The organism is Streptomyces sp. NPDC058246 (genome assembly GCF_042881985.1).
Classification (GTDB): Bacteria; Actinomycetota; Actinomycetes; order Streptomycetales; family Streptomycetaceae; genus Streptomyces.
Window position 1 is genome coordinate 355,512 of record NZ_JBHVWZ010000004.1, and the last position, 12,715, is coordinate 368,226.

Sequence of the window (12,715 nt, forward strand, 5' to 3'; positions counted from 1 at the left end):
GCGCCATGAACGGTCGATCCACGCTCAACCGTCTCCTCCTGGCCATCAGCGGCCTGGTGCTGCTGGGCGGCGGTCTGCTGATACTCGCCGCCGGCCTCGACCTCTACCGCCGGCTTCGCCTGGCCCCACCCGCGGACTGGCCGCTGACCACGCCCCACGACGTCCTGCTCAGCGGCGCCGACCGTATCCGCTGGAGCGACCAAGGCTGGTGGTGGTGGCCCGCGGTCATCGCCGGCCTCACCCTGGCAGCCATCCTGGCTCTCCTCTGGCTGCTCGCCCAAGTGCGTCGCCACCGCCCCGGTTCAGTACACCTAGGCGGCACGCCTCCACCCGAAAACGTCGAACTGCGAGGCAGCGCCCTCAGCCACGCCGTCACCGCCGAAGCGCGTGCCCTGACCGACGTCGAGCACGCGAACGCCCACATCACCGGACGGGCGGCACACCCCCGCCTCCATATGGCCCTGACCCTGACGGATCACGGCACACCCGCCCCCGTCCTGCAGGCGCTGTGTCAGGGCCCCGTCGCGCACGCACGTGACTGCACCGGGTTGACCCACCTGCCTACCCGGGCGCGTCTCGACGTCGGCAGGCACAAGGCGCGCCGCGTCGAATAGAGCGCCGTCATCGGGCGCCGTCATCGGGCGCCGTCATGGGGCGGAACGAAGGCACTACACGCCCAACGCTTCCACGCCCGGGCGGCCGGCCTGCCCGCATCGACGGCGACGCGACCGCCGGTCCGGCCAACCCCTACGCCCGGACCAAGGCCGTGCGCGAGCAGGTGTCCGCCGAACGCGGCGTCACGGTGCGGGAGTTGCCGGCGGCGTTCAACACCGTGGTGACCGCGCCATCGACTCCGTCGACGTTCTGCGCCGACCGCGCGACAGCACAGGCTGGGGTACGGTCACTGTGAGCGGGCATGTGAACTGCTCGGCCGGCAGGCCGGGCTGACCCTCGCCCAAGCAGTCGAGGACGCGCAGGGATGGTTCGCTGCACGAGAGAGCGTCCTGAGAGCGTCCTGACGCCCTGGACGGAACCGGAGGGCCAACAGTCCGCGACTGCTGCGCGGGAGGCTGCCGAGCCCGAGACCGCTGCGGCGGATCAGCCGACCTCCGACCTACTTCTCCGGGGCGGTCTTCTCTCCGCCCGCCGTCGCCGCTAGTGTCGTTCTCTGCCCGATCCGCTTTTCGATCGTTTCCTCGATCTCAACACTCAACGTTTCTGCCGGCGCTGGAGCCGACGCCGACGCGGAATTGGATTCCGCCCCGTCTGCGTCATCATGGACGACTCCTGGCGGCGGGGGGCGGTGCCCGCGACGGGCGTCGTTCTCCCGGACCGTCCCACCGTGCAGCGGAAGGTTCACCGTGACACCGCGGCAGTGGTTTCGTCGTACCGCACCGGATTTACGCTGTACCGCACGAAGGTTTCGCAACTCCGCACCGGCTCGGACGGGAACCGCCTCCTACCGTTCAGCCCTGCAGACCCCCGGCGCGGCGGCCTTCTTCCTGGCCGCGGCTCCCGCCCGGGTCGGGGTGGCCATGGCCGGCCTCGGCATCGTCTGGCTGGTCCATGCCGAGACGGGGTCCTTCGGGGTGGCCGGCCTGGTCACTGGCTCGTTCGCCGTGGCGGAGACCCTGGTGGGCCCGCAGACGGCCCGTCTCATGGACCGTTTCGGACAGCCGCGCGTCCTCGTCCCGCTCCTGTGCGCCCATGCCGCAGCGATCACCGCCCTGGTCGCGCTGGCCCTGACGGGGGCGCCCACGGTGCCACTGATGGCGGCCGGCCTCGCCGCCGGGGCGACCATCCCGCAGATCGGTGCGCTCTCCGCGGCCCGCTGGTCGGCCCTGCTGCACGGCAGGGCAGAACTCACCCCGGCCTTCGCACTCGAGACGATCAGCAATGATGCCGCCTTCCTCCTCGGTCCCGCCCTCGCGGTGCTGACGGCGACCCAGGTGCACCCGGTCGCGGGTACGGTGCTGGCGGGGGCGCTCGTCGTCGGCGCCGGACTGGCCTTCGCCGCGTTGCGTCGTACGGCCCCGGAGCCCGCCGCAACGCCCGCCCCGGATCGTACGGCCGCCCGGGGCCCGGGGGCTCTGTCGACCCGGAACTTCGCCACCCTGCTGGCGGTCAATCTGGCCCTGGGCGTCTTCTTCGGCTCGATGCAGGTCTCGGTGAGCGCCTTCGCCGACGTTCACCACGCCGCTGCGGCAGCCGGGTTCCTGTACGGACTGATGAGCGCGGCAAGCCTGCTGGCCGGTCTGGCCTATGGGCGCCACCGCCGGCACACACCGCCCGCGGCCCAACTGCCCCTGATCCTGGCCTTTCTGGCCTGCGCATCGCTGCTGCCGCTCCTGGCCGACGCCCCCTGGCAGCTCGGCCTTGCCCTCCTGCTCCCCGGTGCGGGCGTCGCTCCATGCATCATCGCCTCCTCGACGCTTGTCGAGTCGGTCATGGACCGGTCGGTCCTGACCCAGGCCTTCACCTGGACGAACTCCGCGAGCGCGGCGGGGATCGCCGTCTCTGCCGCCGCGGTCGGCCGACTCGTCGACGGTCCAGGCGGCACACAAGCCGGCTTCACCGTCCCCTTCGTCGCCCTGACCGCAACGGCAGCCCTGACCTGGTCCAGCCGTCACACCCTCACTACGAGTACCAAGGCGTCCACGCAGCTGCCGTCGGAGACAGATGCGACGGTCGCCGCCCCCCTGACCGACCATCACGCGGAATCCGACAGGGGAACGGGGCAGGGCTGATGGGGCGTGCGTGGGCGGCGGGTGACACTTGGCTCGCCTGCGTTTGCCCCGGGGCCCGTGTGCACGCAGCCACCGTGACGGGGCGGAAAAGGGCGTGCTCCGTACGAAGCTGTGTTGCTACGATCAGGAGCATGATCACGCCTTCGCCTCAGCACCGGATGATGCCCCGCCGACGGGGCTGCTGAGAACGGACGCGTACCGAATCCGAGGCCCCGGGACGGGGCCTCGATTGTTGTGCGAACAGGTCTCGCCACCCGGTAGGAGGACCGATGACCGCACGACGCCACTACTTCACCACGACCATCCCGTACGTCAACGCCCGCCCACACCTGGGCTTCGCCCTGGAACTGGTCCAAGCGGACACGTTGGCCCGTCACCACCGCCACCGCGGCGAGCAGGTCCGGCTGCTCAGCGGAACCGACGACAACTCTCTGAAGAACGTCCTGGCCGCCGAAGCGGCCGGCTCCGACGTGCAATCGTTCGTCGACCGCAACGCCGACGCGTTCGCCGCACTACGTGGTCCACTGGCGCTCTCACTCGACGACTTCATCCGCACCAGCAGCGACCCCCGTCACCGCGTCGGAGTCGAACGGCTGTGGCGCCAGTGCGCCGCGTCCGGCGACCTCTACCGCAAAGAGTACGAAGGCCTGTACTGCGTTGGCTGCGAGCAGTTCTACAGCCCTGACGAACTGGTCGAGGGACGGTGTGGCGAGCACGGAACCGAACCTCAACTCGTCGCCGAAGAGAACTGGTTCTTCCGGTTGTCCCGCTACGCCGACCGCCTCCATCAGCTGATCTCCAGCGGTGACCTGCGCATCGAGCCCGTCGCCCGCCGCAACGAGGTCCTCGCCCTGATCGAAGGTGGCCTGCACGACTTCTCCATTTCCCGTTCCCACGGCCGCGCCCGCGGCTGGGGGATCCCCGTACCCGATGACCCGAGCCAGGTCGTCTACGTGTGGTGGGACGCCCTCGGCAATTACGTCACCAGCCTCGGATACGGCACCGGTGACGCCGCATACGACCGGTGGTGGTCGACCAGCGAGCGCCGCGTCCACTTGGTCGGCAAGGGAGTTGTGCGCTTCCACGCCGTGTACTGGCCGGCCATGCTGCTGTCGGCCGGACTTCCGCTGCCCACCGACATCCTGGTCCACGACTACCTCACCGTCGACGGCCGCAAGATCAGCAAGTCGGGTGGGGCCACCGTCGACCCGGCTGCGCTGGCCGCGGCCTACGGCACCGACGCGGTGCGCTGGTGGCTCCTGCGCGACGTGCCCCGGGTCGGGGACGCCGACTTCACTCCCGACCGTCTGACCGCCCGCGCGGACGCGGATTTCGCCGGAGGACTGGGCAACCTCGTCCACCGCATCGTGACCATGGTCCACCGCTTTCGCGGCGGGACGGTCCCCGCCGCTGCCCCCGTAGCTTCCGATGTGACGGCGTTGGCGGACGCCTGCCGGCAGGCTCCCGGCCTTGTCGATGCCGCCTTGGCCGACTTCGACTTCCGGCGCGCCACCCGCGCTGTCTGGAACATCGTGGAGGAAGCCAACCGATGCATCGACGCCACCCGGCCCTGGGAACTGGCCCGAGCAGAGCGGCAGGGCGACAGCGAAGCGGCGAAGCGTCTCGACGCCGTCCTCGTCACACTGGTCACCGCATGCCGCGTACTGGCCGGGGAACTACGACCCTTCATCCCCGATGCCGCCACGCGGATCACCGGACAGCTGAGACCGGTCGACGGGCGTCTGCCCGCAGCACAGCCGCTGTTTGCCCGTCTCCGGGAGGACGCTCAGCCGGTGTGAGATCCGGTGCTCCACTGCTCCACTGCTCCGGGCTCCAAGAACCTGGTCGCCCTCTCTCGATCTCCGTGCGGCTTCGAGAGAGGTGCGCCCGGGGCGCTGACCAGCTCAGGGACCGGTTGAGATTCTCCACAACCTTGACCTTCGGTTACCGCTCGAACTCCAACTGCCAGTGGGCTCGCTATCCAGTGGCTCTGCTGATCATTCCGGGCCAGTCGGGCGACGCTCCGCAGCCCATCCCGGTCGTGGAACGCTTCCGCGTCGTCCGCGTCGTCCGCATCGGTCGTATGGCTCCGATCATGATCCTCCGGGCAGACCGTAGCCCTTCGAGTCCGGCTTCCAATCCTGGGCGAGGAGACCGAGCAGCACCTCGTCCAGGAACTCGCCCATCACCCAGGCCGAGGAGCGCAGCACGCCCTCGCGGACGAAACCGTTGCGCTCGGCCGAGCGCAGCATCGCGGCATTGTCGGAGAGCGTCTCGATCTGCAGGCGCCACAGGCCGCGTACCACAAAGCCGTAGTGGCACAGCACCGCGACCACATCGGTGCCGTAGCCCTTGCCTCGGGCGGACGGCAGCAGCCCCAGGCCGACGTGCGCGGACCGGTTGTGGTTGTCGATGCCCCACAGCGTCGCGGTGCCGATCAGCGTGCCGCCTTCCAACTCCACGACGGAGAACGGGACATGCCCCTGTTCCTTGTCGTCCACCACGAGCCGTGGGTCCTTCGAGCCGGGCGTGATCGGCCGCCACGGGCCGCCCTCGGCCCGCGAGGCGTTGACCACGTCGTCGTAGAGCTCGGCCCGCAGGATCGGAATGTCGTCGTCGTGACGGGCCCGGAGCCCGACCTTGCTGCCACTAAGCATCCAAGATTCCTATCCGACCTGGCTCGCCGACGGCAAACCGATAAGGCAACTGCGTGGGCCACGCCCCCAGAGCCTGAGGGAACACCGCAGGACCGACAAGATCTGCCGGAAAGGCTCTGACTAGGGGAACGCAACCAGCGGCTTACGGCGATACTCGCGCGAACTCATACCGAGCTCGCTCACTTCCGGGGTTCGGTCCGTGCACCCTTGCCTCCCTGGATGCCGCTCTGATCGCCGGTGGCGAGCGACGAGGCGCGGGCACGCTCCGTGCGGGACTGAGGGGGTGTCAGCCGCGGATGAGTTCGGTGAACCGCTGGGTGTTGATGTTGCCGCCGGATGCGATGATGCCGACTCTGCGCGGAGGGTTGTCGACGCGTCCGGCCATGAGGGCGGCAAGGGCGGTGGCGCCGCTGGGTTCGAGGACGATCTTCAGGCGCTCGAAGGCGAAACGCATCGCGTTGCGGATCTCCTCATCGCTGACGAGGGCGATGGCGTCGACCAGGCGCTGGTTGATGGCGAAGGTGATCTCGCCGGGGGTGGGCAGGGCCTGCCCGTCGGCGATGGTGCGGGGAACGGGGACGGTGACGCGTTCACCGGTCGCGAGGGAGCGCTTGGTGTCGTCGCCGTCTTCAGGCTCGACGCCGATGATCTGGATACCGTGGTGCAGTGCTTTGGCGGTCGTGGCGCTGCCGGCTATGAGGCCACCGCCGCCGACGGGCACGATGAGCGCGTTGAGTTCGCCTGTTTCTTCGAGGAGTTCGAGTGCGGCGGTGCCCTGGCCGGCGATGACGTGGGGGTGGTCGTACGGAGGGATGAGCGCCAGGCCGCGGTCTGCGGCCAGGGCCTGTCCGAGCGCGGTGCGGTCTTGGTTGTAGCGATCGTAGGTGACGACCTCCGCTCCGTATCCGGCCGTGGCCTCCAGCTTTGAGCGCGGGGCGTCCTGGGGCATCAGCACGACCGCGCTGGTGCCCAGTTCGCGGGCAGCCAGAGCCGTGGCCTGGGCGTGGTTGCCTGAGGAGTAGGCGGCGATCCCCTGCGCCAGCTGCTGAGGGGGAAGCTGCGCGGCGGCGTTGTACGCGCCGCGGAACTTGAAGGCGCCGATCCGCTGGAAGTTCTCGCACTTGATGAACACTTCCGCGCCGACCATGGCGTTCAGGGTGCGAGAGGTGAGCACGGGGGTGCGGTGGGCGATGCCGTCGAGGCGTGCGGCGGCGTCACGGACGTCGTCGAAGGTGACGGGCGGGCTTGCGGCCATGGTGAATCCTCGCGAGGTCAGAGGTGGGAGTGGTGACGCGGGAGGCGGCGGGCCGGTGGCCCGGCCCCCGCTGGCTGGTCACCAGCCGCTGATGCGGTTCCAGACGGCCTCGATGGCGGGCGCGGGGTCCGCCGCCCGGGTGCAGTGTCTGGCCCGCGGTGGACGGGGTGGGGTTCACAGGGCTACTTCCATTTTCTTGAGAAGGGCCAGGCCCAGGTAGAGGTCCTGCAGGCCGATCCCGGAACTGTCGAAGATCGTGACATCGCTGTCCCTGCCGCGCCCCGCGGCGCGGCCGGTGAGGACCTCGCCGAGCGGGGTGAGCGCCGTGTCCTTGGGTGCGTGCCGGCTTTCGCCCACGCGCCGGGCCTGCTCGGGAAGATCGCAGAAGACGCTTGCACCGGTGAACAGTTCGGGCGGCAGTTCCCGCTTGCCGGGCGAGTCGGCCAGTAGGTGCCGACCTTCACCCCGGCGTGTGTCGCGGAAGCGGCCGGTTTGAGGGTGAAAGCGGCCGGTTTGAGGGTGAACTGGTTGCGCTGGTCGGATCCGCGCGCGACGAGACTCGGCAATACGGTGCCGTCCACCATCGCGGCAAAGGCGGCGCGGGCCGCTTCCAGGGCGAGCTGCTCGTCCACCAGAGCGGCCGTCTGTTCCTCGGTGATGTGCAGCAGGCGGCGTGCCCCCGGCCGCTGGCCGTGCGGCAGGGCGCTGTTGCGGTCAGTGGAGGGCTGCTTTTCCGGACTAAGAGATCGCCCTTGGCTGTACTTCGCGCAGGGCCCGGGCGGCTTCGAGGGTTCGCCCGCCGTTGCTGGTGACGGGCTACAACGACTTCATTTGTGGTCGCGCAAGAAGGCAGGGATCTCGTCACGGGTCGGGTAGTTCGGCAGGGGGGCTGGCTTGTCCTCAAGGAACGCAGTGATGACGGCGGCGGCTCGGTCGTTGTTGTCGTCCAGGCCGTTCCACATGTGGTGTCCGACTCCGGGCATGTACTGCGTGCGCTGGATGGCGAGGTCATTGGCAAGGACGGTGGTCTCCCATTGACGAAGCTGGGAGGAGCACTCAGCGATCATCAGCATCGCGGGAGTCCGGGAGCGCCTCAGCTTCGAGGCGATGGAGGGGGAGTCCTTGACCGTCTGCTGGATGCGGAGGCTGGCGGCGGGGCTGAAGGAGAAGTTCTGTGCGGTGTCCTCGGCGGGGATGCGGTGCGCGTCGCGAGCGCAGTAGGCGGACGCGGTGTCGCTGCCGAGGTCTGCGGCGGTGAAGGCATTGTCGCCTTCGGCCTGTCCGATCAGTCCGGTGTCGGGGGTGAGGAGTCCGAGTCGCATAAGGCCGAACGCCACGGCGTACCGGGGGACGTGCGTCGATCGCGGTCCGGTCATGGCCGGCGCGAGGCCCCGTGCGGATTTTCGGCCCTTGTGCCCGGCGATGCGGGCGGTAGGGCCGTCCATGGGGCCGGGCTCGGCGATGATCGCCCGGTGCAAGCGTGCGGCGACGCTCGGGTCGGCCAGGGCTCGGGTGAGCACGGCCCCGCCTGACGAGAATCCGAGGATGTCGACCTTGCGCTTGTTCAGGCGGTCGACGAAGGCTGCGAGGTCGCGGACCGGCCTGGAGATCGTGTACTGGCTCATAGGGAGCAGGTCGCTTCGTCCGCCACCGGCCTGTTCGTAGGCGTAGACGTCGTATCCCTGGCGTGCCAGGAGTTGCAGGAACCGGTGGTCGAGCACCGAGATGCCGCGGACCGGTCCGCCGTTGAGGTACACGAGCGGGATGGGATGCCGGGTGCCGGGGTTCGCGGGCGGGTAGTGGTACACCGCGACCCGGCTGCCGGTGGACAGGCTCCAGTGCTGCGTGGTCACGAACGGCAGGGTGGGCGGGTATCGCCGGGCCGTCGGCACCGTCGGGATACAGACCGACGCCGTCAATGCTGCCGCGACAACCACCGGCAGGAACGGCACGAGCCGCGCCGGCCAAGTGCGGCGCCGACCCAGCCACATCGCGAGCACAGCTCCGACTCCAAGGGTCGTCAACCATGCGGCGAGCCCCGAGCCTGCTCCATCTGTGAGGGCGATCAGTGCGAGAAAGACGACAACCAGCGCCGTGACGGCGGCTAGGGCCAGCAGTAAGCGACCGGTGAAGCGGACGAGACGTATGGCGGACGTAGGCACGGCGGACCTCCGACAGTTTCAGAACGCTGTTTCAAAACGACGTTATCAGAGGGGGTAGGCTGCTGACCGTGGGTAGGCCGAGAACAAACGACGAGGCCGTCAAAGAGCGGCTTGTGGAGTGCGCGACCGAGATGCTCGCCACCCGTCCGCGGGAGTCGCTCACCGTCCGCGCCGTGGCCGCTGCCGCCGAGGCGTCGACGACGGCGGTGTACTCCCTGTTCGGCGGTAAGGACGGGCTGATCGGTGCGGTGCGCGACAGAGCAGTCGCTGGCCTGTTCCAGGACGTGTCGGCGGTGCAGACCTCCGCGGACCCTCTCGCCGACCTCTACGCGCTGGCCGTCGCCTACCGTCGCTGGGGGCGAGCACACAGCCACCTGTACACGGTGCTGTTCGGTGGTGTGCAGTCCTTCGACCCGTCGGGGGAGGTCGGCGCCAGTGACCCGATCCGTCCGCTTCTCGCGGCGATCGATCGTGCCGTGACAGCGTCCGTCCTCGTCGGTGAGGCAACGTCGATCGCTCTGTCGATCTGGGCCACCCTCCACGGGCTGGTGACTCTTGAACTGGCTGGGGCCTTCGACGCCGCGACGGCCGAGGCCGCATTCCGTTGGGCGATTCACGCCACGTTGCGCGGATGGACGACCCCGGCGGTGTTCCGCAGCCTTCGCCAAGCAGAACTCGCTCATTGACAGGATCAGGGCTGGTTAGCGGGGCCCTCCCGGTCCCCGCCGGGGCGAGGGTGCATGGTGGTGAAGACCGGCATGCCAAGGTCGACCAGCTGAGGCCGACCATCGGTCGGAGATCGCTTGAGGCTGCTGAGCTTGGCCATCGCAGCGTCGAAGCTGCCCTGGAGTCCCTCGACTTCGCCGAGCCAGCCGTTGGCGCGGGCTTCGCGGATGCGCTCTCGGAGGTTCTGGATGATCTCGATGAGGCGTGGCTTCTGGCGGGGATCCATCTGGAGGACGGGGCAGCGGATGCAGGCGTGTTCGTGCTTGCAGGGGGTTCCGTAGGGTCGCCCACAGGTACCCAGTGACACCTTGCGGAGCTCCAAGTGCTGCTGGAAGTCGTGCCACTCCTGCTCGGTGGGCTCGCGGTACTCGTCCTGCGGTCGGTCAGCCCGGCGCCGGTCGAGGAAGCCGCGGTAGGTCCGCACCAGGTCGTCCTGGAAGACCGCAAGGTATGCCTGAGTGGTGGTCAGTGTCTTGTGTCCCAGGATGCGGGCGGCGATGTGGACGGGCAGCCCGCCGGTGACGGCCTCGGTGGCGAACATCCGGCGGAAGTCGTGCGGGGTGTAGATCAGGGGCGCGGGCGGCCGACGCCGACAGCGGGAAGGAATTCGTACTCGCCACCGTGCTGGGCGATGACCAGAGTGAGTCCCAGCGCAACGGGCTGGTGGCGGGGCTCAACTGCCTGATGATGAGCCGGATCGTCCTGCCGGGCTCCGACGCGTCCCTCATCGGCTTTGAGTTCATGGTCGACGAACAACGGCCGCGGCGGAACCGGTCCGGTTCCCGCCAGCCGGACGGAGTTGGCCCGCCGCGATCCTTGCCGGGTCATGCGAGCTCACCGCCGAACAGCACGTCCAGGTCGCTCGCCTCGTAGCCGTGGGCCGACGAGGGCGGCGGAAGGGCGGCACGTTCCTTGACGTCGGCGAGGTACTCCTGGACGCGTGCGATCACCTGCTCTTCGTCCTCGACTAATGGTGACGTCGGGTATTGGAACTGTCTGAATGCCTCGGCTGGGCTGCGGGGTTACTGAGGGAGTTGTAGCTCCTGCGACGTCTGGTCGGCGTCGGTGTGGAGTCCGGAGCAGAGCAGGTTGAATGCCTGGGCTGCCGCTGTGGCGATGCTGTCGCGGGCGTCGGTGGGTGGTTCGCCGGACAGGATTCGTCGCTGCAGTTCGCGCAGGGCGGCCCGGTGTATGCCGGCGATGGCGCCTGCGAGGAGCGTGAGCATCGGGTGGTTGCCCTGGTTCCATCTGGTGGAGGTGTTCGGCGTGTGTTCGGCCAGGGCGGTGGCCAGCGCGGCCTCGGCGCCTTCGCTGATCTCGCGTTCGCGTGCGCGCAGTGCGGTGCTGTCGCGGATGACCTGCCAGAACCGGGGCGCGTCGGGGTGGAGCCCGAGTGCGGGGTCGTCGTGCCGCAGGGCGGTCAGGAGGTCGTCGCGGATGGTCTCCACTGGGCAGGCGCCAGGTGCACGGTCGCGTACCAGTGTGGCGAGGTGGCGCTCTACTTCTGCCTGGCGATCGAAGAAGAGGTCTTCCTTGGTGGGGAAGTAGTTGAACACGGTGTTGGTGGAGACACCTGCGTGTCGTGCCACCTCAGCGACCGTGACCTGGTCGAAGCCGTGCTCCAGGAAGAGGGGCAGGGCCGCGTCGGCGATCGCCGTGCGGGTCTGCTGCTTCTTGGTCTCTCGAAGGCCCATACCCAGATGATAGTGTCACCACAAATTTGCAGTGACACCAAGATTTCTGGGGTGGGGTAAGCATGACCTTGCACTTCGGCATCTATCCGGGCGGGATCCTGGGCGACGACCAGGGCATCGTCCACCCGGTCCGCCCGGACGTGCCGGACCGCATCACTGAGGCGCTTGACACGCTCCAAAGCGACACGGCCAGCCTGTCGGTGCGCGCCTACCACTCGTTCGCCGCGACCGTGACGCCGCTGGAACCGCCCACGCCCGCCGATCCCGCGACGTATCTCCAACGGGGCCGCAAGCTGGACCTCGTGCTGCAGTTCCGCGAGCCATCCGGCGAGTTGGAGGGGTGGCGGGAGTTCGTCCGCGAGGCCGTCCGCACCGGTGGGCCGCACCTGGCATCCGTCCAGATCTGCGAAGAGCCCAACGCCGACCTGCCCGCGGTCGACGGCAGCACTCCCAACGTTCTGAACGCGCTCGTTGAGGGGGTTGTCGCGGCCAAGCAGGAGGCCCGGGCCCTGGGTCGCAGCGTGGCGGTCGGCTTCAACGCCGTGCCGACCTTCGATCCGGCCGACACCTTCTGGTCCGAGCTCGGCGCCCTGGCCGACGACCGCTTCCGGCAGAGCCTGGACTACGTCGGCCTGGACTTCTTCCCGGACGTGTTCCGTCCCATCGCCGCCGATCAGTTGGCGGAAGCGGTCACTGCGGTCCTCACCGCATTCCGGCGCACCGACCTGCAGAGAGCCGGCATCCCCGGCAGCGTCGCGATCCGCATCTGCGAGAACGGCTGGCCCACCGGCCCGGGCCGCACCGAGCAACGACAGGCCTCGGTCCTCGAAACCGTCGTGCGGACCGTGGCCGCCCTCTCCGCCGACCTGAACATCGACGGATACTCGTTCTTCGCCCTGCGAGACGCCGACAGCACCGCCGAGGGCCTCTTCCACCGCTTCGGCCTGCTGCGCGATGACTACACCCCCAAACCGGCCTTCGAGACATACCGGCGTCTCATCGACGAACTGGGCGGTCCGGCGGTCGCGCCGCACTGATCACCGGAGGTCACGTACGTCTTTTCCTTGCTGGAACGATCGGGTGGCTCGCTGGCTGATCTCGGCGGCGTAGGCGGTCCAGTCGCCCGCGGAAAGCCGCTGCCAGGAGACGGCGACGTCGGTGTGGATGCCCACGGTGCGGGCGAGGACCGCGGCGGGGATCTCGGTGGCGAGTTGGAAGAGCGCGGTGCTGCGGGCCTGGTTGGGCCGGATTCCGAGCTGGTTGAGGCGTTGTGTCAGCTGTGTGGTGCTGATCGGCCGTCCGGGCTGGCGGCAGCGCCCTCACGGGTTATGCCGGTAGAAGGTTCGGGCATAGGCGGCGCGGGGGGGGGGGGGCCGGCCCCCGCGCGGGGGGGGCCCCCCCGGGGGGGGTGGGGGGGGCCCGCGGGCCCCGGCGCCCCCCCCCCCCCCCCCGCGGGGGGGGGGCCGGGGGCGGC

The 12,715-nt window shown here is 69.3% G+C and carries 12 protein-coding genes; 5 read left to right on the top strand and 7 right to left on the bottom strand.

Features of this window, described 5'->3' with window-relative positions:
• Positions 1-5 precede the first annotated feature (5 nt).
• The 3 genes from ACFVXA_RS08810 to ACFVXA_RS08820 all read left to right on the top strand — a co-directional run bounded on the left by ACFVXA_RS08810 (position 6) and on the right by ACFVXA_RS08820 (position 4,546).
• The gene (locus ACFVXA_RS08810; protein WP_389470462.1) at positions 6-614 is read left to right on the top strand and encodes an alkaline shock response membrane anchor protein AmaP; all 609 of its coding nucleotides are present in this window, start codon (positions 6-8) and stop codon (positions 612-614) included.
• Positions 615-1,502: 888 nt separating this feature from the next.
• Positions 1,503-2,747, top strand: coding sequence for an MFS transporter (locus ACFVXA_RS08815; protein WP_390024440.1), 1,245 nt, complete (start codon positions 1,503-1,505; stop codon positions 2,745-2,747).
• A 269-nt stretch (positions 2,748-3,016) separates the two neighbouring features.
• Complete coding sequence (locus ACFVXA_RS08820; RefSeq protein ID WP_390024374.1) at positions 3,017-4,546, top strand: methionine--tRNA ligase; 1,530 nt, start codon at positions 3,017-3,019, stop codon at positions 4,544-4,546.
• Positions 4,547-4,840: 294 nt separating this feature from the next.
• On the opposite strand, the gene ACFVXA_RS08825 is transcribed toward ACFVXA_RS08820, so the two are convergent.
• From ACFVXA_RS08825 to ACFVXA_RS08840, 4 genes are all read right to left on the bottom strand, one after another.
• Positions 4,841-5,404: a GNAT family N-acetyltransferase gene (locus ACFVXA_RS08825; RefSeq protein ID WP_384401935.1), complete on the bottom strand. Its 564-nt coding sequence runs from the start codon at positions 5,402-5,404 to the stop codon at positions 4,841-4,843.
• 286 nt (positions 5,405-5,690) lie between these two features.
• A complete protein-coding gene (locus tag ACFVXA_RS08830; protein WP_362025260.1) occupies positions 5,691-6,659 on the bottom strand; it encodes a threo-3-hydroxy-L-aspartate ammonia-lyase in 969 nt (322 codons plus the stop codon).
• Between the two features lie 174 nt (positions 6,660-6,833).
• On the bottom strand, positions 6,834-7,226 hold the full coding sequence (locus ACFVXA_RS08835; RefSeq protein WP_389470487.1) for a hypothetical protein: 393 nt from the start codon (positions 7,224-7,226) through the stop codon (positions 6,834-6,836).
• A gap of 260 nt (positions 7,227-7,486) precedes the next feature.
• Positions 7,487-8,512, bottom strand: coding sequence for an alpha/beta fold hydrolase (locus tag ACFVXA_RS08840; protein WP_383908192.1), 1,026 nt, complete (start codon positions 8,510-8,512; stop codon positions 7,487-7,489).
• Between the two features lie 377 nt (positions 8,513-8,889).
• On the opposite strand from ACFVXA_RS08840, the gene ACFVXA_RS08845 reads away from it, so the two are divergent.
• Positions 8,890-9,507, top strand: coding sequence for a TetR-like C-terminal domain-containing protein (locus ACFVXA_RS08845; RefSeq protein ID WP_362025252.1), 618 nt, complete (start codon positions 8,890-8,892; stop codon positions 9,505-9,507).
• Positions 9,508-9,512: 5 nt separating this feature from the next.
• Here ACFVXA_RS08845 and ACFVXA_RS08850 read toward each other — a convergent pair whose 3' ends face one another.
• The 3 genes from ACFVXA_RS08850 to ACFVXA_RS08860 all read right to left on the bottom strand — a co-directional run bounded on the left by ACFVXA_RS08850 (position 9,513) and on the right by ACFVXA_RS08860 (position 11,241).
• Complete coding sequence (locus tag ACFVXA_RS08850; RefSeq protein WP_389472665.1) at positions 9,513-10,088, bottom strand: integrase; 576 nt, start codon at positions 10,086-10,088, stop codon at positions 9,513-9,515.
• 283 nt (positions 10,089-10,371) lie between these two features.
• Positions 10,372-10,497, bottom strand: coding sequence for a hypothetical protein (locus ACFVXA_RS08855; RefSeq protein ID WP_362025249.1), 126 nt, complete (start codon positions 10,495-10,497; stop codon positions 10,372-10,374).
• Between the two features lie 72 nt (positions 10,498-10,569).
• Positions 10,570-11,241 carry a helix-turn-helix domain-containing protein gene (locus tag ACFVXA_RS08860; protein ID WP_362025246.1) on the bottom strand — a complete coding sequence of 224 codons (672 nt, stop codon included), beginning with the start codon at positions 11,239-11,241 and terminating at the stop codon, positions 10,570-10,572.
• Positions 11,242-11,303: 62 nt separating this feature from the next.
• On the opposite strand from ACFVXA_RS08860, the gene ACFVXA_RS08865 reads away from it, so the two are divergent.
• The gene (locus ACFVXA_RS08865; protein WP_384401922.1) at positions 11,304-12,278 is read left to right on the top strand and encodes a hypothetical protein; all 975 of its coding nucleotides are present in this window, start codon (positions 11,304-11,306) and stop codon (positions 12,276-12,278) included.
• The last annotated feature ends 437 nt before the right edge of the window (positions 12,279-12,715 follow it).

Coding starts and splice junctions, on each gene's coding strand:
- ACFVXA_RS08810 (WP_389470462.1), top strand. CDS start 6: ATGAACGGTCGATCCACGCTCAACCGTCTCCTCCTGGCCATCAGCGGC.
- ACFVXA_RS08860 (WP_362025246.1), bottom strand. CDS start 11,241: ATGGGCCTTCGAGAGACCAAGAAGCAGCAGACCCGCACGGCGATCGCC.
- ACFVXA_RS08865 (WP_384401922.1), top strand. CDS start 11,304: ATGACCTTGCACTTCGGCATCTATCCGGGCGGGATCCTGGGCGACGAC.
- ACFVXA_RS08820 (WP_390024374.1), top strand. CDS start 3,017: ATGACCGCACGACGCCACTACTTCACCACGACCATCCCGTACGTCAAC.
- ACFVXA_RS08850 (WP_389472665.1), bottom strand. CDS start 10,088: ATGTTCGCCACCGAGGCCGTCACCGGCGGGCTGCCCGTCCACATCGCC.
- ACFVXA_RS08825 (WP_384401935.1), bottom strand. CDS start 5,404: ATGCTTAGTGGCAGCAAGGTCGGGCTCCGGGCCCGTCACGACGACGAC.
- ACFVXA_RS08830 (WP_362025260.1), bottom strand. CDS start 6,659: ATGGCCGCAAGCCCGCCCGTCACCTTCGACGACGTCCGTGACGCCGCC.